The organism is Pseudomonas massiliensis (assembly GCF_000826105.1).
Taxonomy (GTDB): domain Bacteria; phylum Pseudomonadota; class Gammaproteobacteria; order Pseudomonadales; family Pseudomonadaceae; genus Aquipseudomonas; species Aquipseudomonas massiliensis.
This window is the reverse complement of record NZ_CCYK01000006.1, coordinates 851,571-874,005: the sequence shown is the minus strand read 5'-3', so window position 1 is coordinate 874,005 and position 22,435 is coordinate 851,571. Positions and strand designations below refer to the sequence as shown.

General features: G+C 63.8%; 19 protein-coding genes. 9 read left to right on the top strand and 10 right to left on the bottom strand.

Annotated features, from left to right (window positions below; translation table 11 throughout):
- The first annotated feature begins 8 nt into the window (after positions 1-8).
- From BN1188_RS10035 to BN1188_RS10010, 5 genes are all read left to right on the top strand, one after another.
- Positions 9-1,106 (top strand): amino acid ABC transporter permease, encoded by a 1,098-nt coding sequence (locus BN1188_RS10035; protein ID WP_040261251.1) that lies wholly within the window; start codon positions 9-11, stop codon positions 1,104-1,106.
- Between the two features lie 15 nt (positions 1,107-1,121).
- Positions 1,122-1,886: an amino acid ABC transporter ATP-binding protein gene (locus tag BN1188_RS10030; RefSeq protein ID WP_040261250.1), complete on the top strand. Its 765-nt coding sequence runs from the start codon at positions 1,122-1,124 to the stop codon at positions 1,884-1,886.
- Positions 1,887-1,997: 111 nt separating this feature from the next.
- The gene (locus BN1188_RS10025) at positions 1,998-3,236 is read left to right on the top strand and encodes a CynX/NimT family MFS transporter (protein WP_052469226.1); all 1,239 of its coding nucleotides are present in this window, start codon (positions 1,998-2,000) and stop codon (positions 3,234-3,236) included.
- Positions 3,229-3,507: a GIY-YIG nuclease family protein gene (locus tag BN1188_RS10020; protein WP_040261249.1), complete on the top strand. Its 279-nt coding sequence runs from the start codon at positions 3,229-3,231 to the stop codon at positions 3,505-3,507. Before BN1188_RS10025 ends, BN1188_RS10020 begins: the two co-directional genes overlap by 8 nt.
- A 499-nt stretch (positions 3,508-4,006) precedes the next feature.
- Positions 4,007-4,939, top strand: a complete 933-nt coding sequence (locus tag BN1188_RS10010; protein WP_040261247.1) for a glutathione S-transferase family protein — start codon at positions 4,007-4,009, stop codon at positions 4,937-4,939.
- Positions 4,940-5,382: 443 nt separating this feature from the next.
- Here BN1188_RS10010 and yejK read toward each other — a convergent pair whose 3' ends face one another.
- Positions 5,383-6,390: a nucleoid-associated protein YejK gene (yejK, locus tag BN1188_RS10005; protein ID WP_040261246.1), complete on the bottom strand. Its 1,008-nt coding sequence runs from the start codon at positions 6,388-6,390 to the stop codon at positions 5,383-5,385.
- A gap of 77 nt (positions 6,391-6,467) precedes the next feature.
- Between yejK and BN1188_RS10000 the strand changes: the two genes are divergently transcribed.
- On the top strand, positions 6,468-6,809 hold the full coding sequence (locus tag BN1188_RS10000) for a DUF2845 domain-containing protein (RefSeq protein ID WP_040261462.1): 342 nt from the start codon (positions 6,468-6,470) through the stop codon (positions 6,807-6,809).
- 358 nt (positions 6,810-7,167) lie between these two features.
- Complete coding sequence (locus BN1188_RS09995; protein ID WP_040261245.1) at positions 7,168-7,449, top strand: HU family DNA-binding protein; 282 nt, start codon at positions 7,168-7,170, stop codon at positions 7,447-7,449.
- Between the two features lie 68 nt (positions 7,450-7,517).
- On the opposite strand, the gene rlmF is transcribed toward BN1188_RS09995, so the two are convergent.
- From rlmF to BN1188_RS09970, 5 genes are all read right to left on the bottom strand, one after another.
- Complete coding sequence (gene rlmF, locus BN1188_RS09990) at positions 7,518-8,438, bottom strand: 23S rRNA (adenine(1618)-N(6))-methyltransferase RlmF (RefSeq protein ID WP_040261244.1); 921 nt, start codon at positions 8,436-8,438, stop codon at positions 7,518-7,520.
- 70 nt (positions 8,439-8,508) lie between these two features.
- Positions 8,509-11,355: a valine--tRNA ligase gene (locus BN1188_RS09985; RefSeq protein WP_040261461.1), complete on the bottom strand. Its 2,847-nt coding sequence runs from the start codon at positions 11,353-11,355 to the stop codon at positions 8,509-8,511.
- Positions 11,356-11,528: 173 nt separating this feature from the next.
- Complete coding sequence (locus BN1188_RS09980; RefSeq protein ID WP_040261243.1) at positions 11,529-11,945, bottom strand: DNA polymerase III subunit chi; 417 nt, start codon at positions 11,943-11,945, stop codon at positions 11,529-11,531.
- 9 nt (positions 11,946-11,954) lie between these two features.
- Complete coding sequence (locus tag BN1188_RS09975; RefSeq protein WP_040261242.1) at positions 11,955-12,383, bottom strand: DNA polymerase III subunit chi; 429 nt, start codon at positions 12,381-12,383, stop codon at positions 11,955-11,957.
- Positions 12,384-12,427: 44 nt separating this feature from the next.
- Positions 12,428-13,915, bottom strand: a complete 1,488-nt coding sequence (locus BN1188_RS09970; protein ID WP_040261241.1) for a leucyl aminopeptidase — start codon at positions 13,913-13,915, stop codon at positions 12,428-12,430.
- Positions 13,916-14,144: 229 nt separating this feature from the next.
- On the opposite strand from BN1188_RS09970, the gene lptF reads away from it, so the two are divergent.
- Together lptF and lptG are read left to right on the top strand one after the other, a co-directional pair.
- Complete coding sequence (lptF, locus tag BN1188_RS09965) at positions 14,145-15,263, top strand: LPS export ABC transporter permease LptF (protein WP_040261460.1); 1,119 nt, start codon at positions 14,145-14,147, stop codon at positions 15,261-15,263.
- Positions 15,260-16,321, top strand: a complete 1,062-nt coding sequence (gene lptG / locus BN1188_RS09960; RefSeq protein ID WP_040261240.1) for an LPS export ABC transporter permease LptG — start codon at positions 15,260-15,262, stop codon at positions 16,319-16,321. Before lptF ends, lptG begins: the two co-directional genes overlap by 4 nt.
- A 122-nt stretch (positions 16,322-16,443) precedes the next feature.
- On the opposite strand, the gene BN1188_RS09955 is transcribed toward lptG, so the two are convergent.
- From BN1188_RS09955 to gcvP, 4 genes are all read right to left on the bottom strand, one after another.
- A complete protein-coding gene (locus BN1188_RS09955; RefSeq protein WP_040261239.1) occupies positions 16,444-16,656 on the bottom strand; it encodes a cold-shock protein in 213 nt (70 codons plus the stop codon).
- A gap of 369 nt (positions 16,657-17,025) precedes the next feature.
- Positions 17,026-18,147: a glycine cleavage system aminomethyltransferase GcvT gene (gcvT, locus tag BN1188_RS09950; RefSeq protein ID WP_040261237.1), complete on the bottom strand. Its 1,122-nt coding sequence runs from the start codon at positions 18,145-18,147 to the stop codon at positions 17,026-17,028.
- 33 nt (positions 18,148-18,180) lie between these two features.
- Positions 18,181-19,557 carry an L-serine ammonia-lyase gene (locus BN1188_RS09945; RefSeq protein ID WP_040261236.1) on the bottom strand — a complete coding sequence of 459 codons (1,377 nt, stop codon included), beginning with the start codon at positions 19,555-19,557 and terminating at the stop codon, positions 18,181-18,183.
- Positions 19,558-19,572: 15 nt separating this feature from the next.
- Entirely contained in the window at positions 19,573-22,431 is a 2,859-nt protein-coding gene (gcvP, locus tag BN1188_RS09940) for an aminomethyl-transferring glycine dehydrogenase (protein ID WP_040261234.1), read from the bottom strand.
- Between the last annotated feature and the right edge of the window lie 4 nt (positions 22,432-22,435).

Below are 22,435 nucleotides of genomic sequence, written 5' to 3'. Positions count from 1 at the left end.
TTTTCCCCATGACGACACATGTGTTCAAACCCGACCAGCCGCCACCCGTGAAAGCGGTAGGCGCCTGGGCCTGGATGCGCGCCAACCTGTTCTCAGGCTGGTTCAATACCCTGCTGACGCTGTTGGCGGTATACCTTGTCTGGCTCATCGTGCCACCGGTACTGAACTGGGCCATCTTCGACGCCAATTGGGTAGGCACTGTCCGTGCCGACTGCACCAAGGAGGGCGCCTGCTGGGTGTTCATCCAGCAACGCCTGGGCCAGTTCATGTACGGCTATTACCCCAGTGACCTGCGCTGGCGGGTAGACCTTACCGTCTGGCTGGCCATACTGGGCGCTGCGCCGCTGTTCATTCCCAAGGTGCCGAAGAAGGTCAAGTACGGCATCGCGTTCCTGGTGGTCTACCCGATCATTGCCTGGTGCCTGCTGCATGGCGGCGTGCTTGGCCTGGACACGGTGCCGACCAGCCAGTGGGGCGGCCTGATGCTGACCCTGGTGATCGCCACCGTGGGTATCGCCGGGGCCTTGCCGCTGGGGATCCTGCTGGCGCTAGGCCGGCGTTCGAAGATGCCGGCAGTGAAGGTGGTATGCGTGACCTTCATCGAGTTCTGGCGTGGCGTGCCACTGATCACCGTTCTGTTCATGTCCTCGGTGATGCTGCCGCTGTTCCTTCCCGAAGGGATGAACTTCGACAAGCTGCTACGGGCATTGATCGGGGTGATCCTGTTCCAGTCGGCCTATGTGGCCGAGGTAGTGCGTGGCGGCATGCAAGCCATTCCCAAGGGCCAGTACGAAGCAGCTGCGGCCATGGGCCTGGGCTACTGGCGCAGCATGGGGCTGGTGGTATTGCCGCAAGCCCTCAAGCTGGTGATTCCGGGCCTGGTCAATACCTTCATCGCTCTGTTCAAGGACACCAGCCTGGTGATCATCATTGGCCTGTTCGACCTGCTCAACAGCGTCAAGCAAGCCGCCGCCGACCCTAAATGGCTCGGCATGGCCACCGAGGGCTACGTTTTCGCCGCCCTGGTGTTCTGGATTTTCTGTTTCGGCATGTCCCGCTACTCCATTCATCTGGAACGCAAGCTGGACACCGGTCATAAGCGCTAAGCGTCAGGAGAGAACATGAACGACCCCATCAAGCAAGTCGCCGGCGCTGAAGGCATCATTCGCATGACCGGTGTGAACAAGTGGTACGGACAGTTCCACGTGCTCAAGGACATCAACCTCAACGTTCGCCAGGGCGAGCGGATCGTGCTTTGCGGCCCGTCCGGCTCGGGCAAGTCCACTACCATTCGCTGCATCAACCGCCTCGAGGAGCATCAGCAGGGCAGCATCATCGTCGATGGCGTGGAGCTGACCAACGACCTCAAGCAGATCGAGGCCATCCGCCGAGAAGTCGGCATGGTGTTCCAGCACTTCAACCTGTTCCCTCACCTGACCATCCTGCAGAACTGCACCCTGGCACCCATGTGGGTGCGCAAGATGCCGAAGCGCCAGGCCGAGGAGATCGCCATGCACTACCTGGAGCGGGTTCGCATCCCGGAGCAGGCGCACAAGTTCCCTGGGCAGCTTTCCGGCGGCCAGCAGCAGCGCGTGGCCATCGCCCGGGCCCTTTGCATGAAGCCAAAGATCATGCTGTTCGACGAGCCGACCTCGGCGCTGGACCCGGAAATGGTCAAGGAAGTGCTCGATACCATGATCGGCCTGGCCGAAGACGGCATGACCATGCTCTGCGTGACCCACGAGATGGGCTTCGCACGTACCGTGGCCAACCGGGTGATCTTCATGGACAAGGGTGAGATCGTGGAACAGGCCGCGCCGGACGACTTCTTCGACCGCCCCCAGAGCGACCGCACCCGGTTGTTCCTCAGCCAGATCATCCATTGATCGCAACCGGTCAGGCCCGCAACGACCTGACCGGTTGATCCACTTCCCGCAGCAGGCGTAAAGTGCTGGGCCGTTTTGTTACAAAAACAAACCTGCCCAGCCGAGTTTCCTATGCCTGCCCAGAACGCACCCACCGATGCCGCCATTGAACAGGGCGGCGTCTCCCGGCCCCGCGCCCGCGTGGCCCTGTTGATCGCTGGCCTGATACTGGTGGCCCTGAATCTGCGGCCAGCCTTGTCCAGCCTTGCCCCGCTACTGCACCAGGTATCCGACGATCTGGGCCTGAGCGCCGCGGCGGCTGGCCTGCTGACCACCCTTCCGGTGTTCTGCCTGGGCATCTTCGCGCCTTTGGCACCTATGCTCTCCAGGCGGTTCGGCGCCGAGCGCACCGTATGCGGCGTGTTGTTGCTGCTGGCGCTGGGCATTGCATTGCGCACCCAGTTCGGCGCCTTGGGCGTATTCGTCGGCAGCGTGGTCGCCGGTGCCAGCATCGGCGTGATCGGGGTGTTGCTGCCTGGCATCGTCAAACGTGATTTTCCGGCCCAGGCGGGCACCATGACGGGGGTCTACACCATGGCCCTTTGCCTTGGTGCCGCCGTGGCCGCTGGCAGCAGCGTGCCCTTGAGCGAGGCCTTCGGTGACAGTTGGCGCCTGGGCCTGGGCTTTTGGCTGATTCCGGCAGTAATAGCCGCTGTAGCCTGGTGGCCCCAGACCCGCGCCAACCACCACGCCAACCGGGCGGTCTACCGCGTACGAGGGTTGCTGCGTGACCCGCTGGCCTGGCAGGTCACGCTCTTCATGGGCTTGCAGTCCTCGCTGGCCTACATCGTGTTCGGCTGGCTGCCCTCCATTCTCATCGACCGCGGCCTTTCGCCTGCCGAGGCGGGCCTGGTCACGTCCGGCTCGATCATCGTCCAGTTGGCCAGCTCCCTTAGCGCGCCCTGGCTGGCGACTCGCGGCAAGGACCAGCGGCTGGCCATCTTCCTGGTGATGGGCCTGAGCCTGGTGGGTCTGTTCGGTTGTCTCTATGCGCCGCTCAGTGGTCTCTGGGGTTGGGCCGTGGTGCTCGGGCTAGGGCAGGGCGGTGTCTTTGCGGTAGCGCTGACCCTGATCGTGCTGCGTTCTGCGGACTCCCACGTGGCTGCTGGCTTGTCTGGCATGGCTCAAGGCTTCGGCTACACCCTGGCTTCCATGGGGCCATTGGCCGTTGGCGTGGTGCACGACCTCACGGGTGGCTGGGCAGCCATGGGTTGGGTATTCGCAGTCATTGGGGTAGCGGCGTTGACAGCGGGCATGGGCGCGGGCCGGGCCCGACTGGTGGCTGTCCGCAGCGAGCGGGTCGATGGCTGAGACCGCCGCGCCCTGGTGCGTTTACCTGGTGCGAGCGGCCAATGGGTCGTTGTACTGCGGCATCAGCAATGACCCCTACCGGCGGTTCGCCGCGCACCAGGGCGGCAAGGGCGCGCGGTTCTTCCGTTCCAGCCCCGCGGTGGCTTTGGTGTATATCCAGGCCTGTGAGGCAAAGGGCGAGGCCTTGCGCGCGGAGCGGGCCATCAAGCGGTTGCCCAAGAAGGTGAAGGAGGCCATGGCGGCACAATGGCAGGGTGATCGGCTTGATTGATGCACTTCGGGTCGCTATGTGTAACGGTTAATAAGCACACGAGGCGACTCTGCCGAAATCCCTTCGTGAGCCTCGTCATTCAAGCCTGACTGGTTTGCGCGTCGGCGCCGCTGACGGTTTCGCCTTTACGGCGACCCCCCTTTGTTTCGGCAAAGGGGGGGCAAACCATCCGCGCTGTTCGTTCGGCCCCCGCCAAGGCGGGGGTTCCCTCCTTCCGGCATGGCTCGGGCTTGGGGCGCGTCGACAGGGCATCCCTGCCCTGGCGCCGCTCGCCCGCCTTCCCTGGCGGGCGCCCAGCTTCGCCATGCCTCCACTCGGCCGAGCCGAGGCGCATTCGGCGGCGCCTGTGCCATCTGTGCAAGGGACGGCCTACGCCGTCCAGTGTTTTAAGGCGGCTGCCGTCAACACCAATGCAAGGGCGGACACTTAGACAGTGTGGGGTAGGCGCGGCCCATCCTTGCCGCTAAGCTGCAAGGCCACCCCCCGCCTGGATACCGCCATGAGCGCACCGATCCTGCATCACTATCCCACCTCACCCTTTGCCGAAAAGGCACGCCTGATGCTGGGCTTCAAGGGCCTGGCCTGGCAATCGGTGATCATCCCCGCGATGATGCCCAAGCCCGACCTCACCGCCCTCACCGGCGGTTATCGCAAGACACCGGTGTTGCAGATCGGCGCTGACCTCTACTGCGACACCGCGCTCATCGCCCGGCAGCTCGACAAGGTCCAACCCACCTCCGCGCTGATCCCCAAGGACCAGGAAGCGGTGGTTTCCACCTTCGCCGCCTGGGCCGACTCAGTGGTGTTCCAGCACGCGGTGAGCTTCGTGTTCCAGCCTGAATCGGCCGCTGTACGCTTCGCGCGCTTCAGCGAGGAGCAGCGCAACGCCTTCCTGGCTGACCGTGCCCGCCTGTTCAGCGGTGGCACCGCCAGCCGGTTGCCCATCGAGACCGTGCGCCACCAGTGGCCGGTCATCATCGGGCGTGTGGAACGGCAGCTTGCCGAGGGCGGGCGGTTCCTGTTCGGCGAGCCGACCCATGCCGACTTCGCCCTGGCCCATGTGTTCTGGTTCCTCAAGGGGACTCCAGTCACCGCCGGCCTGGTCGACCAGTACCCTGCCGTCAGTGCCTGGCTCGAGCGTGTGTTGGCCATCGGTCATGGCAGTCCCAGCGAGCTCGGCAGCGAGCAGGCATTGGAAATCGCCAAGGCGGCGCAGCCACTGGGCTTCCCGGAAATCGACTTTGTCGATCCCAGCGGCTTCAAGGCAGGGGATAAGGTAAGCGTCGCCGCCACCGACTATGGGGTAGATCCTGTCAGTGGCGAGCTGGTGTACAGCGATGCGGAAGAGATCGTCGTCCGTCGCGAAGACGAGCGCGCCGGCGTGGTGCATGTGCACTTCCCGCGGCTGGGGTTCGCCCTGAGTTCGCTGTGATGGCGTAACAATGTGGGAGGTCCGGTACCTGGCCAATTCCGCCCCAGGATAAGGGCCATTCGGCAGCTGCCGCTGCCTCCCACCGCCTGAACCGAGCCGCTGATGTCGCCCAGCGAGACGATTAACCAGTAGGAGCCAGCGAAGCTGGCGAATTCCGCCCCAGGATAAGGACCATTCGGCAGCTGCCGCTGCCTTCCACCGCCTGAACCGAGCCGCTGATGTCGCCCAGCGAGACGATTAGCCAGTGGGAGCCAGCGAAGCTGGCGAATTCCGCCCCCGGATAAGGACCATTCGGCAGCTGCCGCTGCCTTCCACCGCCTGAACCGAGCCGCTGATGTCGCCCAGCGAGACGATTAGCCAGTAGGAGCCAGCGAAGCTGGCGAATTTTCCCCGGCAACTGAGCGTTTGGCGCTGGACAGCGAGATGATCGGCCTGGACCGCGCCTAGTCCTTGCGCCGCTTGAGCTGGTCCGCCAGTTGCGTGGGCACGCCCTTGATGGTCAGGGTGCCGGCGGCTTCGTCGTATTCGATCTTCGAGCCCAGTAAATGGGCTTCGAAGCTGATCGACAAGCCTTCGGCGCGGCCAGTGAAACGGCGGAACTGATTGAGGGTGCGCTTATCGGCCGGGATCTCTGGAGACAGGCCGTAATCCTTGTTGCGGATATGCTCGTAGAACGCGCGCGGGCGGTCTTCGTCGATCAGCCCGGAGAGTTCTTCGAGTTCCACCGGTTCGCCCATGCGGGTCTGGGTGGTGGCGTAGTCCACCAGCGCCTTGGTTTTCTCCCGGGCCGCGTCCTCGGGCAGGTCTTCGCTTTCAACGTAGTCGCTGAACGCTTTGAGCAGGGTACGGGTTTCACCGGGGCCGTCCACGCCTTCCTGGCAGCCGATGAAGTCGCGGAAGTAGTCCGATACCTTTTTCCCGTTCTTGCCCTTGATGAATGAAATGTACTGCTTGGACTGTGTGTTGTTGCGCCACTCCGAGAGGTTGATGCGCGCGGCCAGGTGCAACTGACCCAGATCCAAGTGGCGGGAAGGGGTGACGTCCAGGTCGGCGTTCACCGCCACGCCGTCGCTATGATGCAGCAGGGCGATGGCCAGGTAGTCCGTCATGCCTTGTTGGTAATGGGCGAACAGCACGTGGCCACCTACCGAAAGGTTGGATTCTTCCATCAGCTTTTGCAGGTGTTCCACCGCTACTCGGCTGAAGGCAGTGAAGTCCTGCTCGTCGTCCAGGTAGGCCTTGAGCCAGCCACTGAAGGGATAGGCCCCCGATTCGCCGTGGAACAGGCCCCAGGCCTTGCCTTGCTTGGCGTTGTAGCTGTCGTTCAGGTCCGCGAGCATGTCGTCCAGGGCCTGGGAGGGCTCCAGTTCTCGGTCGCGGGCGTGCAGCACGGCGGGGGTGCCGTCGGGCTTCTTGTCGATCAAATGGACGATGCAGTGGCGGATCGGCATGGGTGTCTCTGGAAAACCGAAAAGAACAAAGTGTACCGTAAGCGCTTACAGGCGGAATGGTGAAGGCAGAGAAACCCATGAGCAGGCTTGGCCAGCGAGGCCTCCCCGTACTGTTGCTGGCGTGGCTGATCGCAGGCTCGCCGGCTCAGGCTACTACCTTGCGCTGCGGGCCCGCCCTGGTTGCCGAGGGCGACACCATGGCCCACATCAGCGCGACTTGCGGGCCTCCTCTGGCCTCAGCCAGCGAAGGTCCCGCGCTGCGCCCCAACGGCGTGCCGCGATGGAATGCCGCCAGGATCAGCGTATGGGTATACGGCCCCAACGGCGGTGCCTATCAGTATCTACGCTTCATCGATGAGCGCCTGGTGGAAATCGATCTGAGGCGCCAGCCTCCGGCTGCGCCGTTGCTCCCTTGGTAGGAAGGGGCGCCGCATCACGGGCGAAGCGCCCGAACGCTGCGACCGGGTGTCACAGAGTGTTACGGAAATGGCTGTTTTTTAGCCAAAACCCCAATAAACGCGAATATTTACCGCCCAAGTGGCGGATATTTATCTGGCTCTGTGCTAGCTTTGCCGGCTCTTGCGCTGGAGCGCCAACGGTTTGCCCGATGGCCCCGGCGTTAGCCCGCTTACCGGTAGCCGTCAGCACGAACCAAACGACGCCCAGGGTATCTACATTGCCGATTGGCGAGACTGTATCCATACGCGGGCCCAAGGGCTGGGCCGACGGCTGATGTTGCTCCGGCAACCAACGAATTTGAAAGGGAAGGAATACTACATGGCACTTACCAAAGACCAACTGATCGCTGACATCGCCGAAGCTGTCGACGCGCCCAAGGCCGTGGCCAAGAACGCGCTGGAGCAACTGGGCCAGATCGTTGCCGATCAGCTGGAAAACGGCAGCGAGATCACCCTGCCAGGCATCGGCAAGCTGAAGGTTACCGAGCGTCCTGCTCGTACCGGTCGCAACCCGTCCACTGGCGCGGCCATCGAAATCGCTGCCAAGAAAGTGGTCAAGTTCGTGCCTGCCAAGGTGCTGACCGACGCGATCAACAAGTAAGTTGAGCGTGACCAGGAAACCGCACTGTGAAGTGCGGTTTTTTTTGCCTGGCAAAAAGATCGAGCCCGTCAGCCGTTTGCGCGCTGCTCCGGCGTCTGGAAAGTCCATGCCAGGAAACGGCTCTGCTTCTGGCCTTGTCCCATGGCAACCACGCGGGTGTCCAGGGCGCCAGCGCGGGCGATGCGCGCCTGCAGAGGTGGCAGGTTGCCGGCCTTGGATACCAGGCAGGTGAACCAGCCAATGCATTGGCCAACGGCCGGGCTTTCATCGATCATCCGGCTGACGAACTTCAACTCGCCGCCCTCGCACCACAGCTCCGTCTGCTGTCCCCCAAAGTTCAGCACAGGCAGCTTGCGGGCAGGATCTGCCTTGCCCAGATTGCGCCATTTGCGCTGGCTGCCACTGATCGCTTCCTGCGCGGACGCGTGAAAGGGTGGGTTGCACAGGGTTACCGCAAAACGCTCTTGCGGCTGCAGCAGCCCTGCGAAAATGTGCGCGGGTTGCGCCTGCCTGCGCAGTTCGATGGCCTTGCCCAGGTCGTTGGCCTGTACGATGGTCTGGGCCGACGCCACGGCCACCGGGTCGATGTCCGAGCCCAGGAAGCGCCAGCGGTAGTCCAGATGCCCCAGCAAGGGGTAGATGCAATTGGCCCCGGTGCCGATATCCAGCGCGCGCACCGAGGCGCCTGTGGGAGGGACGCCGTCATGGTCTTCGGCGAGCAGGTCCGCCACGCCATGGACATAGTCCGCGCGGCCCGGTACCGGCGGGCATAGGTAGCCCTCCGGGATGTCCCAGAACCTTATGCCGTAGAGTGCCTTGAGCAAGGCGCGGTTGAAGACACGGACCGCCGCTGGATCGGCGAAGTCGATGCTTTCCTTGCCATAGGGGTTGAGGATGACGTAGGCCGCCAGTTCAGGCGTGCCCTGGATCAACTTTGGAAAGTCGTAGCGGCCTTGATGGCGGTTACGAGGGTGCAGGGTAGGTTTCATCGCATGGGCCGGAAAAGAAACGCGGCCGGCCCTCTCCAGCTGATGGAAAGGGCCGGCCGCGCTGAGGGCGTTAAAGTGCGCCGATACGAGCGTGCTGCTCGGCCAGCTTGGCCAGGGCCTGCTCGGCCTCGGCCAGTTTGGCGCGTTCTTTCTCGATCACCGCTGGCGGGGCCTTGTCCACGAAGGCTGCGTTGTTGAGCTTGCCACCCACGCGCTCGACCTCACCCTGCAGGCGCAGGATTTCCTTGTTCAGGCGCGCCAGCTCGGCGTCCTTGTCGATCAGCCCGGCCATGGGCACCAACACTTCCAGTTCACCCACCAGGGCTGTGGCGCTCAATGGCGCTTCATTGCCGGCTTCCAGCACGGTGAAGGCGTCGATCTTGGCCAGCTTGCGCAGCAGGTGCTGGTTCTCCTCCAGGCGCCGCCGGTCATCGGCGTTTGCGTTCTTCAGGTACAGGTGCAGCGGCTTGCCCGGGCCGATATTCATCTCGCCGCGGATGTTGCGCACGCCCAGCATCAGCTCCTTCACCCATTCGATGTCGCGCTCGGCGGCCTCGTCGATGCGGCTGTCATTGGCCACCGGCCAGGGCTGCAGCATGAGCGTGTCGCCCTGGGCCCCGGCCAGCGGCGCCAGGCGTTGCCAGATCTCCTCGGTGATGAAGGGCATGAACGGATGGGCCAGGCGCAGGGCCACTTCCAGCACCCGTACCAGGGTACGCCGAGTGCCACGCTGGCGCTCCACGGGTGCGTTCTCGTCCCAGAGCACGGGCTTGGACAGCTCCAGGTACCAGTCGCAGTACTGATTCCAGATGAACTCGTACAGGGCCTGGGCGGCCAGGTCGAAGCGGAACTGGTCCAGCTGGCGGGTCACCTCCGCCTCGGTGCGTTGCAATTGCGAGATGATCCAGCGGTCGGCCAGGGAAAGCTCCACCGGTTCACCGTTCTGGCCGCAGTCCTCACCCTTGTCCAGAACGTAGCGGGCCGCGTTCCAGATCTTGTTGCAGAAGTTGCGGTAGCCCTCGACCCGACCCATGTCGAACTTGATGTCGCGACCCGTGGACGCCAGGGAGCAGAAGGTGAAGCGCAGGGCATCGGTACCGTAGCTGTCGATACCTTCAGGGAACTCGGCGCGGGTCTGCTTGGCGATCTTGTCGGCCAGCTTGGGTTGCATCAGCCCGCTGGTGCGCTTCTGGAGCAGGGCGTCGAGGGTGATGCCGTCGACGATGTCGAGCGGGTCGAGCACGTTGCCCTTGGACTTGGACATCTTCTGGCCCTGGCCGTCGCGGACCAGGCCATGGACATAAACCGTCTTGAACGGCACCTGGGGGGTACCATCCGGGTTCTTCACCAGGTGCATGGTCAGCATGATCATCCGGGCGACCCAGAAGAAGATGATGTCGAAGCCGGTGACCAGCACATCGGTGGGGTGGAAGGTCTTGAGGAAGTCGGTCTGTTCCGGCCAGCCGAGGGTGGAGAAGGTCCACAGGCCCGAGCTGAACCAGGTGTCCAGCACGTCGTTGTCCTGCTCCAGGGTCACCTCGGCGCCCAGATTGTGCCTGGCGCGAACTTCTTCCTCGCTACGGCCTACGTAGACATGGCCGGCGTTGTCATACCAGGCGGGAATGCGGTGGCCCCACCACAGCTGGCGGCTGATGCACCAGTCCTGGATATCGCGCATCCAGGAGAAGTACATGTTTTCGTATTGCTTGGGTACGAACTGGATGCGGCCGTCTTCCACCGCGGCGATGGCCTGCTCGGCCAATGGCCTGGTGGACACGTACCACTGGTCGGTGAGCCACGGTTCGATCACGGTGCCGGAGCGATCACCCTTGGGCACCTTGAGCGCATGGTCGTCGACGCTGACCAGCAGCCCGGCTGCGTCGAAGTCCGCCACGATGCGCTTGCGGGCCTCGAAGCGGTCCAGCCCGGCATAGGCGGCGGGAAGGCTGGTATCGATCTCCCCGTTGAGCGAACCGTCGAGGTTGAAGGCCTGCAGCGCCGGCAGCACTTGGGCGTTCTTGTCGAAGATGTTCAGCAGCGGCAGGTTGTGGCGCTTGCCGACTTCATAGTCGTTGAAGTCGTGGGCAGTGGTGATCTTCACGCAGCCGGTGCCGAAGGCCGGATCGCAGTAATCATCGGCAATGATCGGGATGCGACGCCCCACCAAGGGCAGCTCGACGAACTTGCCGACCAGAGCCTGGTAGCGCTCATCGCTGGGGTTCACCGCTACGGCGACGTCACCGAGCATGGTTTCCGGACGCGTGGTGGCGACCACCAGGAAGCTGGCGCCCTCGGCCGTGGTCGCGCCATCGGCCAGTGGATAGCGCAGGTTCCAGAGATGGCCCTTTTCGTCATGGCTCTCCACTTCCAGGTCGGAAATGGCTGTGTGCAGCTTGGTGTCCCAGTTGACCAGGCGCTTGCCACGGTAGATCAGGCCATCTTCATGCAGGCGCACGAAGGCTTCCTTTACGGCCGCGGACAGCCCGTCGTCCATGGTGAAGCGCTCGCGTGACCAGTCCACCGAGGAGCCGAGCCGACGGATCTGGCGGCTGATGTTGCCGCCGGACTCGTTCTTCCATTCCCAGACCTTCTCCAGGAAGCGCTCGCGGCCCAGGTCGTGGCGGTTCTGGCCCTTGGCTTCGAGCTGACGCTCGACCAGCATCTGGGTAGCGATGCCCGCGTGGTCGGTGCCAGGCTGCCAGAGGGTATTGCGACCCTGCATGCGGCGGAAGCGGATCAGCGCATCCATGATGGCGTTGTTGAAGCCATGGCCCATGTGAAGGCTGCCGGTGACGTTCGGCGGCGGGATCATGATGGTGTAGGGCTCGCCAGAGCCTTGGGGTGCGAAATAATTCTGCGATTCCCAGGTGTTGTACCAGGAAGTCTCGATGGCGTGCGGCTGGTAGGTCTTGTCCATGCGCGGCAGGGCCCTGTAAGGCAACGATTCGGGAAAGCCGGACAGTATAACGGCAAGGGGCGCCAGGGTGTAGGCGGCAGCGGAGCTGCCGAGTGGCAAGGCTCGCTGAAGTCATTCCCCAGCTGGCGCTGGGGTCCCACGGAAGCAGATCGCGATTCGCTTGGCGGTCTTGGCTAGAAGCCGGACCCGGGCGTACCGACAGGACGTTCGATCAGGCGTTGCATGCGGGCTTCCAGGCGCCGCTTGATCTCGGTTTCGATATGGGGCGCGAAATCGTCGATGACGTCCTGCATGATCTTGCGGGCAGCTTCGCGCAAGTCGGCGTCCAGGTGCAGGAGCGTATCCTGGCGGTTTTGTTCCGGGGTCGGCCGAGCGGGGGAAGCGACTTCAAGCAGCAGTGGCGCGTCGGCAAGACGGTCTTCGGGGACGTCCACGGCTTCGAACAGCAAGGGGATGGCCTCTTCCGGCGATGCCTCGACGGTTTCGGTGAGCACTGGAGGCTCCAGGGCATCGTCGCCCAGCAGGCGGCGGATGGACTCGAGATCGTCCAGGAGCTGGGTGGAGTCGGGCAGGGGGGCGGGTTTATCCATGAAGGCAACTCAGATACGCGTCAGGCGGTGATCCTGCAAAGGATAGCCCTGTTCACGGTAGAAGCGGAAATTGTCTCGCGCCTGGGCGCGCATGGCGGGGTCGGCAGTGACGACCTCGGCCACCCGGGTGAAGCGTTCCACGAAGGCCGGTATGGCCAGGGTGAGGTTGACCAGAAGGTCCTGATGCTCGCCGTGAGGTGTGCCCAGGCCCAGGGTAACGGGCGCGAGGCTCATGTCGTCTCCCGGGCTGTGAGGAACGAAGCTCTCGCCCTTGAACCGCCAGAGCAGGCCGTCGAGTTCGTTAAGTTGGGCTTCGTCCTGGCAATGCAGGTGCACCCGGTGGCCCAGGCGCCAGGCCTTTTCCGTGAGTTTGCAGGCGAAATCCAGGCGCACCGCGGGCAGCGGGCTGGGCAGAATATAGAAATCGACTTGGGTCATGTATATCGAGGGCCGCGCGGGTGGTGCCGCGCGGCCCTGGCTCCTTAAGCGCCGACGCGGTCGAGCAGGTACTGGGTCAACAGTGGAACCGGACGGCCGGTCGCGCCCTTGTCCTTGCCGCCACTGAGCCAGGCAGTGCCGGCGATGTCCAGGTGGGCCCACTGGAAGTTCTTGGCGAAGCGCGACAGGAAGCAGGCCGCGGTAATGGTGCCCGCCTTGGGGCCGCCGATATTGGCGATGTCGGCGAAGGGGCTGTCCAGCTGCTCCTGGTATTCGTCGAACAGCGGCAATTGCCAGGCGCGGTCGTCGGCGCGGCGGCCTGCGGCGAGCAGGTCCTGGATCAGGCCATCGTCATTGCCCAGCAGGCCGGACGTATGGCCCCCGAGCGCGACTACGCAGGCGCCGGTGAGGGTAGCCACGTCCACCACTGCCTTGGGCTTGAAGCGCTCGGCGTAGGTGAGCGCGTCGCACAGCACCAGACGGCCTTCGGCATCGGTGTTGAGGATTTCCACGGTCTGCCCGCTCATGGTTTCGACAATGTCACCCGGCCGGGTGGCGGTGCCGCTGGGCATGTTCTCGGCACAGGCCATCAGACAGACCAGGTTGATCGGCAGCTCCAGCTCCAGCACCGCGCGCAGAGTGCCGAACACGCTGGCGGCGCCGCACATGTCGAACTTCATCTCGTCCATGTTGGCGCTGGGCTTGATGCTGATACCGCCGGTATCGAAGGTAATGCCCTTGCCCACCAGGACGTAGGGCTGCTCGTTCTTGCCGGCGCCCTGGTATTGGGCCACGATCAGTCGAGGCGGCTGGGCGCTGCCCTGAGCCACCGCCAGGAACGAACCCATCCCCAGCTGCTGCAGCTTCTTTTCATCGTGTACTTCGACTTTCAGGTTCTTGTGTTCCTTGGCCAGGCCCTTGGCCAGCTCGCCGAGGAACGTCGGGTGGCACACGTTCGGCGGCATGTTGCCCAGATCACGGGTGAGGGTCATGCCCAGCGCGATGGCGCGGGCGTGCTGGACGGCGCGTTCGACCTCGGCAACGTCGGCCTTGGCCGTGACCAGGGTGATCTTCTTGAGGGCGCGAGGGTCCGCCTTCTTGCTCTTGTAGCGCTCGAACAGATAGGTGGCGTCCAGCAGGGTCTCGGCCAGCAGCCGCGCCTTGCCATAGGTATCACGGCCACTGACCGGCATTTCGTCCAGGGCCAGGGCGGCGTCGCTGCCACCCAGGTTCTTCAGGGTCGATGCCACGGCGCCGATGGCTTTGCGGAACGGGCGATCGCCCAGGCTTTCCTTGCCAATGCCCAGAAGCAGCACACGCTCGGCGCGCAAGCCCGGCAAGCTGTGCAGCAGGAGGGTCTGACCGGCCTTGCCTTCGAGGTCGCCACGCTTGAGCACCGCGCTGATGGCGCCGTTGCTTTGCTCATCGAGCTTGCGCGCAAGGGTGCCCAAGACACGGCCTTCGCTGACCGGTATCACCAGCGTTCCAGTCTTGAGCGTTTCGGCGTTCACGCTTTTAACAAGCAGTTCCATTTAGCGTCCTCAGTCAGTTATTCGAATGCGGCGCGGCGCGGCAGCAGGGCACGCGCGAGCATGAGGCTCAGTTTGAGCCCGAGCCTGACCCCCTGACAACCCTGGCCGCACGTCGCCAAGTGACAGGCACCCCCATTCACAGGATAATGCGCGCACTTTTTCCGTCGGGCCTGTGCGCGTGTCGCCCGAGTCCATGGCCGCTGAGGCGGGTAACCTCGGAGTGTCTGGTTTGATCGTTTTCCGTTATCTGTCCCGCGAAGTCCTGATCACGCTGAGCGCGGTAAGCGCCGTGCTGCTGGTGATCATCATGAGCGGGCGCTTCATCAAGTACCTGGCCCAGGCCGCCAGCGGCGCGCTGGACCCTGGCGTGCTGTTCCAGATCATGGGTTTTCGCCTGCCTGGCTTCCTGCAGCTGATTCTCCCGTTGGGCTTGTTCCTGGGCATCCTGCTGGCCTACGGGCGGCTGTACCTGGAAAGCGAAATGACCGTGCTGTCGGCCACGGGCATGAGCCAGCAAAGGTTGCTGGGCATCACCATGGTCCCGGCCGCGGTGGTAGCGGCGCTGGTGGCCTGGCTCAGCCTGGGCCTGGCGCCCCAGGGTGTCACCCGGGTGGCGCAGATCCTCAACCAGCAGGATGCGCTCACCGAGTTCGACACCCTCGTGCCGGGGCGCTTCCAGATGCTGCGCGACGGTTCGCGGGTAACCTACACCGAAGAGCTTTCCGAAGACCGGGCCAACCTGGGCGGCGTCTTCATTTCGGAGACGCGCGCCTCTGGTGACGGCAAGAAGGACCGAGGCATTTCCGTGCTGGTGGCGGACAAGGGACGCCAGGAAATGCACGCCGATGGCAACCGCTACCTGATCCTGGAGAACGGCTACCGTTATGACGGCAATCCGGGGCAACCGGATTACCGGGCGATCAAGTATGAAACCTACGGGGTGATGCTGCCCAAGCCGGAGGTAAGCGAGGAAATCAGCGAGCGCGAGGCGATTCCAACGGCCACGCTGCTGGGCTCCTCCGAACTGAGGGACCGCGCCGAACTGCAATGGCGGTTGTCCTTGCCTCTGCTGGTCTTCATTGTGACACTGATGGCGGTTCCGCTTTCACGGGTCAACCCACGCCAGGGCCGCTTCCTCAAGCTGTTGCCGGCAATCCTCTTGTACATGGCCTACCTGACCATCCTGATCTCGGTGCGCAGCGCCCTGGAAAAGGGACGGCTGCCCATCGGCCTTGGATTGTGGTGGGTGCATGCACTCTTCCTGGTCATCGGCGTGGCGATGATGGGCTGGCAACCCTGGCGACTGGCCCAGGCGCGTCGGCGTAGCCGCATGGAGGTGGCCCAATGAAAAAGCTCGACGGATATATCGGCCGTAGCGTTTTCGTCGCCATCCTGGCGGTGCTGGGCATCATCCTGGGCCTGGCGACCCTGTTCGCCCTGATCGACGAACTGGGTGACCTGAGCGACACCTATACCCTTGGGAACGCCGCCTGGTACGTGTTGCTGACCGCGCCACGGCGGCTGTATGAGCTATTGCCGATGTCGGCCCTGATCGGCTGCCTGATCGGCCTCGGCAGCCTCGCCAGCAGCAGCGAGCTGACCATCATGCGCGCCGCCGGCGTGTCGGTGGCGCGCATTGTCTGGGCGGTGATGAAGCCGATGCTGGTGCTGATGCTGGCCGGTGTGCTCATCGGTGAGTACGTCGCCCCGGCGGCCGAGGATCAGGCTCAGGCCTCTCGCTCCCTCGCCCAGGGCGGCGGTGAAGCGCAGAGCGGCAAGCACGGGCTGTGGCATCGCCAGGGCAATGAGTACATCCATATCAACACGGTGCAGCCCAACGGCCTGTTGTATGGCGTGACCCGCTACGAATTCGACGACCAGCGCCACCTGTTGCGTTCCAGTTTCGCTCGCAAGGCCACCTACGAACAGGACCACTGGCAGTTGAATCAGGTCACCACCACCGAGTTCAAGGGCGACCATACCGAAGTGGTCAACCAGGACGCGCTGCGTTGGGATGTGGCGCTCACGCCCCAGCTCCTCGGCACGGTGGTGATGGCGCCCGAGTCGCTCTCTATCACCGGCCTGTGGGACTACATCCACTACCTGAGCGCTCAAGGTCTGAACAGTGGAAAATACTGGCTGGCATTCTGGACCAAGGTGCTGCAGCCCTTGGTGACGGTGGCCCTGGTGCTGATGGCGATCTCGTTCATCTTCGGTCCGCTGCGTTCGGTGACCCTGGGGCAGCGGGTATTCACCGGCGTGCTGGTGGGCTTCGTGTTCCGTATCGCCCAGGACCTGCTAGGGCCCTCAAGCCTGGTGTTCGGCTTCCCGCCGTTGCTGGCGGTGGCGTTGCCAGCGGCGGTATGTGCCATTGCCGGTGCCTGGCTGCTGCGCAGGGCAGGGTAGGCGCCAACTGGACGAGCGAAGGGGGGCGCCGAGGAGCGCCCTGTTTGGCAGTTGGGCTGCACTTCACCGAACAAGCAAAAAAAAGCCCCGGTTCTTGCCGGGGCTTTTTCATGCGAAGTGGATCAGCCTTCGGCTTGAACTTCGTCTGCCTGCATGCCCTTCTGGCCTTGCACGGCTTTGAAAGTGACTTTCTGGCCTTCTTTCAGGCTCTTGAAGCCGTTGCCTTGAATAGCGCGGAAGTGCACGAACAGGTCCGGACCGCTCTCAGGAGTGATAAAACCAAAACCTTTTTCGTCGTTGAACCACTTGACGGTACCGCTCTGACGCTCGCTCATGTCTTATTCCTTGAAACTCAATGTTGATGTCAGCCACTTTCCAGTATGAAAGTTCGCTGTTTGCTGGTTGCAGGAAGTAGAGGCGTAGAACGGGTTGTAGCAAAGCCATCACGCTACTGCCCAGGTCACGAACCATAGCGACCCATGCAAACACAGTCGAGACGACTCTACGCCAACTCCAGTTACAAAAACAAGCCCCGAATCGGGATGCTTTCGTGCCTTTTCTTACCGTTTTTCTGCCTTGTTCCAAACAGGCCAGCAGTTGGAACAAACGCTTATATAAGCGTCGAATAGTTCCTGCGGTTTGCTATGCAAACACAGCGCCATGACGTGACTGTTACAAAAAACCGTCGATGGCGCCTATATAGCTTAGCCTCGGTAATACCGCTGCGCCACGAAGGGCATGGGTGCTACCGTAACAGGCACTGGCTTGCCCCTGACCAGTGCACGAAGTTGGGTACCTTTGCCACAGTAGGGCACTTCCAGCCATGCCATGGCCACGGGCGCGTTCAAGGTAGGGCCGAAGCCGCCGCTGCATACCCGGCCCACCACGGTACCCTGCTCATCGATGACGTCGGCACCTTCACGTACGGGTAGTTTGCCGTCTGGCAACAAACCAACCCGTTTACGCGCGACTCCGTCCCGTTGCTGGGCAAAGATCCGTTGCGCGCCGGGAAAGCCTCCAGCGCGCGCGCCATCCTGACGCCGGGCCTTGGAAATCGCCCAGCCCAGGCTGGACTCCACAGGCGTCATTCCAGCGTTCATGTCATGGCCGTACAAGCAGAGGCCGGCTTCCAGGCGCAGGGAGTCGCGGGCGCCCAGGCCGATGGGCTGGACTTCCGACTCCTGCAGGAGACGGCGAGCCAGCGCCTCGGCACAAGCCGTAGGTACCGAGATTTCATAGCCGTCCTCTCCGGTATAACCCGAACGGCTGACCAGGCAGGCGGCCCCCAGGAGTTCCACCTCGGCGATCTGCATGAAGGTCAGGGTCGCCACCGCAGGTTGCAGGCGGCTCAGCACCGTCGCGGCCAGCGGCCCCTGCAAGGCCAGAAGCGCGCGGCTGTCGAACAGCGGCTCGATGCTCAGGTTGCCTGGCAGATGCTGGCGCAGGTGGGCCAGGTCAGCTTCCTTGCAGGCCGCGTTGACCACTAGGAAAAGCTCCTCAGGCCCCAGCTTGGCTACCATCAGGTCATCCAGGATGCCGCCGTCCTCGTTGGTAAACAGCGCGTAACGCTGCTGGCCCACCGCAAGGTCGAGGATATCAACCGGCACCAGGCGTTCCAGCTCAGCGCAGACGCCGGGGCCTGTGAGGCGAATCTGACCCATATGGGAAACGTCGAACAACCCTGCCTGGGCGCGAGTGTGCAAATGCTCCTTGAGCACGCCCAAAGGATATTGCACGGGCATCTGGTAGCCAGCGAAAGGCACCATGCGCGCGCCCAATTCCAGGTGCAACGCGTGCAGGGGTGTTTGCAGCAATACATCGGACATCGGTGAGCTCCTTCTGCCGCGGCCATGGGGCCGTCAGCATTCGATAATGTTGACCGCCAGGCCGCCGCGAGCGGTTTCCTTGTACTTGCTCTTCATGTCGGCTCCCGTCTGGCGCATGGTGCGGATGACCTTGTCCAGGGACACATGGTGCTGGCCGTCCCCACGCAGGGCCATGCGCACAGCGTTGATCGCCTTGACCGAGCCCATGGCGTTGCGCTCGATGCAGGGCACCTGTACCAGGCCACCGATGGGGTCGCAGGTCAGGCCCAGGTTGTGCTCCATGCCGATCTCCGCGGCGTTCTCCACCTGCTGAGGGGTACCGCCCATCACCTCGCACAGGCCGCCGGCGGCCATTGAGCAGGCCACGCCTACTTCGCCCTGGCAGCCGACCTCGGCGCCAGAGATGGAGGCGTTCTCTTTATAAAGAATGCCGATGGCCGCCGCTGTCAGCAGGAAGCGGATAACGCCGTCCTCGGTGGCCCCGGGGACGAAGCGCATGTAGTAATGCAGCACCGCTGGAACGATACCGGCCGCGCCGTTGGTGGGCGCGGTGACCACCCGGCCGCCGCTGGCGTTTTCTTCGTTGACCGCCAGCGCATAGAGATTCACCCAGTCCAGCACTGACAGGCTGTCGCGCAGAGCGGCCTCGGGATGGCTACGCAGTTGCCGGTACAGCCCCGCCGCGCGGCGTTTCACCTTAAGCCCCCCGGGAAGAATGCCTTCGTTTTCACATCCGGCAGCCACGCATTGCTGCATTACCTGCCAGATGTGCAACAGGCCGGTACGGGTTTCGCTTTCAGGGCGCCAGGCGGCCTCGTTCGCCAGCATCACCTGGCTGACCGAAAGGCCTTGCTCGGCGCAATGCGCCAGCAACTGCCTGGCAGTGGTGAAGGGCAGCGGCAGCACGGTGGTGTCCGCAACGATGCGGTCGGTGCCGACGGCGCTGTCATCCACCACGAAACCGCCGCCGACAGAGTAGTATTCCCGGCTGCGCACCTGCAGGCCCGCGCCATCCAGAGCGCGAAAGATCATGCCGTTGGGGTGGTAGGGCAGGGGCTTGCGGATCATCGCCAGGTGCTGCTTTTCCACGAAGGGGATTTCTCGCTCGCCCCCCAGCCGCAAGCAGCCGTTGGCGCGGATGGTCGCCAGGCGCGCCTCCAGGGCACGGGTGTCGATAGTGTCTGGCTGTTCGCCTTCCAGGCCCAGGAGCACGGCTTTGTCACTGCCATGACCCTTGCCCGTGGCGCCTAGCGAACCGTACAGCTCGACGCGAACCTCCCGCACCGACTCGAGCAGACCATCCCGGCGCATGCCCTCGACGAAACGCGCGGCGGCACGCATGGGCCCCACGGTATGGGAGCTGGACGGGCCGATGCCGATCTTGAACAGGTCGAACACACTCAAAGACATGATCCGCTCCGGCCTTCAGGCCTCTTGGTAAGCTTCGATGGGCGGGCATGCGCAGACCAGGTTGCGGTCACCGAACACGTTGTCGACCCGGGCGACCGGCGGCCAGTACTTGGTGCCCCGCAGGCTGGCCAAGGGATAGGCGGCCTGCTCGCGGCTATAGCTGTGCGCCCATTCCCCCATCAGTTCCTCAGCCGTGTGTGGCGCGTTCTTCAGCGGGTTGTCCTCCGGGTCCAGGGCGCCGCTTTCCACCGCGCGAATTTCTTCACGAATGCAGATCATCGCGTCGCAGAAGCGATCAAGCTCCTGCCTGGACTCGCTTTCAGTCGGCTCGATCATGAGTGTGCCGGCCACCGGGAAGGACATGGTCGGGGCGTGGAAGCCAAAGTCGATCAAGCGCTTGGCCACGTCGTCCACGCTGATGCCGCTGCTGTCCTTGAGCGGGCGCAGGTCGAGGATGCACTCATGGGCGACCAGGCCGTTGCTGCCGGTGTAGAGCACTGGGTAATGCTCCTCCAGGCGGCGGGCGATGTAGTTAGCGTTGAGGATGGCGACCTGGGAGGCCCGCTTGAGCCCGGCGCCGCCCATCATGCGAATGTACATCCAGGTGATCGGCAGGATACTGGCACTGCCGAACGGAGCCGCGCACACCGCGCCCTCCTTGCGAGCCAGCTGCTCGTGGCCAGGCAGGAAGGGGGCCAGGTGCGCCTTGACGCCAATAGGACCAACACCGGGGCCGCCACCGCCATGAGGAATGCAGAAGGTCTTGTGCAGGTTCAGGTGGGAAACGTCGCCGCCGAACTTGCCCGGCGCGCACAGGCCGACCATGGCGTTCATGTTGGCGCCGTCGATGTACACCTGGCCGCCGTTGTCATGGATGATCTGGCAGATTTCGCCGATGCCTTCCTCGAACACACCGTGGGTGGAGGGATAGGTGATCATCAGCGCGGCCAGGCGGTCCCGGTGCTCCTCAGCCTTGGCGCGCAGGTCGTCGATGTCGATGTTGCCGCGGGCATCGCACGCGGTGACCACCACGCGCATCCCGGCCATGTGCGCCGTGGCGGGGTTGGTGCCATGGGCCGAGGAAGGGATGAGGCAGAGGTCGCGCTGGTGATCGCCGCGGCTCAGGTGGTAGGCACGAATGGCCAACAAACCCGCATACTCGCCCTGGGACCCGGCGTTGGGTTGCAGCGACACGGCGTCATAGCCGGTGGCGGCACACAGCATGGCCTCCAGTTCTTCGGTCAAGGCCTGGTAGCCCTGGCTCTGCTCGGCCGGTGCGAAGGGATGCAGATGACCGAACTCGGCCCAGGTCACGGGGATCATCTCGCTGGCGGCGTTCAGCTTCATGGTGCACGAACCCAGGGGGATCATGGTCCGGTCCAGGGCCAGGTCCTTGTCCGCCAGCCGACGCAGATAGCGCATCAGTTCGGTTTCGGAGTGATAACGGTTGAACACCGGATGACCGAGGATCTCTCCCTGGCGTAGTTGAGCCTCGGGCAAGGCGCTGTCGGTACCGGCGCGCAGGGCTTCGAACCGGGGCAGGGTACCCTTGGCGAACAGACCCCACAGGGCTTCCACATCGGCTTGACGACTGGTTTCATCCAGGGACAGGCCCAGGCGCTGCTCGTCCACATGGCGCAGGTTGTAGCCCGCGTCGCGCGCCTTGGCATGCAAGTTGGCGGTATCGGCGCCGGTGCGCAGGGTCAGGGTGTCGAAGAAGTGGGTTTGCTCCACCACCACGCCCATCTGCGTCAGGCCCGCCGCCAGGATCGCGGTCAGGGCGTGGGTGCGCTGGGCGATTCGGCGCAGGCCCTCAGGGCCATGGTAGACGGCGAACATGCTGGCGATATTGGCCAGCAATACCTGGGCGGTGCAGATGTTGCTGGTAGCCTTCTCGCGACGAATGTGCTGCTCACGGGTCTGCATGGCGAGGCGGTACGCAGGCTTGCCGAGGCGGTCGATGGACACCCCCACCAGGCGGCCCGGCATGTCGCGCTTGTAGGCGTCTCGGGTGGCGAAATATGCCGCATGAGGCCCGCCGAAGCCCAGGGGCACGCCGAAGCGCTGGGCGCTGCCGATGGCCACGTCGGCGCCGAAGTCACCGGGTGGGCTGAGCAAGGTCAGCGCCAGCAAGTCAGCCGCCACTGCCACCAGGGCCTGGCTGCTATGGAAACGCTCAACCACCGCGCGGTAGTCCAGCAGGTCGCCATTGCTGGCCGGGTATTGCAGCAGCGCGCCGAAGAAGCCGCTGGTGTCTTCCAGAAGGTGTTCGTCGGCCACCACCACCTCGATTCCCAAAGGTTCGGCGCGGGTACGCAATACATCCAGCGTTTGCGGGTGGCAGTGCGCGGAGGCAAAGAAGGCCTTGGCTGCGCGGTTTTTCGACAGGCGCTTGCAGAAGGTCATGGCTTCGGCGGCGGCGGTGGCTTCATCCAGCAGCGAAGCGTTGGCGATAGGCAGCCCGGTGAGGTCGCTGACCATCGTCTGGAAATTCAGCAGTGCCTCCAGGCGGCCCTGGGATATCTCTGGCTGATAAGGCGTGTAGGCGGTGTACCAGGCGGGGTTTTCCAGCAGGTTGCGCAAGATGGGGGCGGGGGTGTGGGTGTTGTAGTACCCCTGCCCGATCAAGCTGGTGAGCAACCGGTTGCGGCCGGCGATGGCCTTGAGCGCAGCCAGGGCCTGGGCTTCGCTCTGGCCCTGGGTCTGCTCGAGCACGCTGGTGCCCTTGATGGTGTCGGGCACCACGGCGGCCGTCAGCGCTTCCAGGCTGTCGAAGCCCAGGGTGGCCAGAAGGGCGCGCTCATCTTCGGCGCCAGGCCCGATATGGCGGCCAATGAATTCGTTTTCGGTAGTCAGGGCAACGTTGAAAGGCATGGTG

Coding starts and splice junctions, on each gene's coding strand:
- BN1188_RS10035 (WP_040261251.1), top strand. CDS start 9: ATGACGACACATGTGTTCAAACCCGACCAGCCGCCACCCGTGAAAGCG.
- BN1188_RS10030 (WP_040261250.1), top strand. CDS start 1,122: ATGAACGACCCCATCAAGCAAGTCGCCGGCGCTGAAGGCATCATTCGC.
- BN1188_RS10025 (WP_052469226.1), top strand. CDS start 1,998: ATGCCTGCCCAGAACGCACCCACCGATGCCGCCATTGAACAGGGCGGC.
- BN1188_RS10020 (WP_040261249.1), top strand. CDS start 3,229: ATGGCTGAGACCGCCGCGCCCTGGTGCGTTTACCTGGTGCGAGCGGCC.
- BN1188_RS10010 (WP_040261247.1), top strand. CDS start 4,007: ATGAGCGCACCGATCCTGCATCACTATCCCACCTCACCCTTTGCCGAA.
- yejK (WP_040261246.1), bottom strand. CDS start 6,390: ATGCCGATCCGCCACTGCATCGTCCATTTGATCGACAAGAAGCCCGAC.
- BN1188_RS10000 (WP_040261462.1), top strand. CDS start 6,468: ATGAGCAGGCTTGGCCAGCGAGGCCTCCCCGTACTGTTGCTGGCGTGG.
- BN1188_RS09995 (WP_040261245.1), top strand. CDS start 7,168: ATGGCACTTACCAAAGACCAACTGATCGCTGACATCGCCGAAGCTGTC.
- rlmF (WP_040261244.1), bottom strand. CDS start 8,438: ATGAAACCTACCCTGCACCCTCGTAACCGCCATCAAGGCCGCTACGAC.
- BN1188_RS09985 (WP_040261461.1), bottom strand. CDS start 11,355: ATGGACAAGACCTACCAGCCGCACGCCATCGAGACTTCCTGGTACAAC.
- BN1188_RS09980 (WP_040261243.1), bottom strand. CDS start 11,945: ATGGATAAACCCGCCCCCCTGCCCGACTCCACCCAGCTCCTGGACGAT.
- BN1188_RS09975 (WP_040261242.1), bottom strand. CDS start 12,383: ATGACCCAAGTCGATTTCTATATTCTGCCCAGCCCGCTGCCCGCGGTG.
- BN1188_RS09970 (WP_040261241.1), bottom strand. CDS start 13,915: ATGGAACTGCTTGTTAAAAGCGTGAACGCCGAAACGCTCAAGACTGGA.
- lptG (WP_040261240.1), top strand. CDS start 15,260: ATGAAAAAGCTCGACGGATATATCGGCCGTAGCGTTTTCGTCGCCATC.
- BN1188_RS09955 (WP_040261239.1), bottom strand. CDS start 16,656: ATGAGCGAGCGTCAGAGCGGTACCGTCAAGTGGTTCAACGACGAAAAA.
- gcvT (WP_040261237.1), bottom strand. CDS start 18,147: ATGTCCGATGTATTGCTGCAAACACCCCTGCACGCGTTGCACCTGGAA.
- BN1188_RS09945 (WP_040261236.1), bottom strand. CDS start 19,557: ATGTCTTTGAGTGTGTTCGACCTGTTCAAGATCGGCATCGGCCCGTCC.
- gcvP (WP_040261234.1), bottom strand. CDS start 22,431: ATGCCTTTCAACGTTGCCCTGACTACCGAAAACGAATTCATTGGCCGC.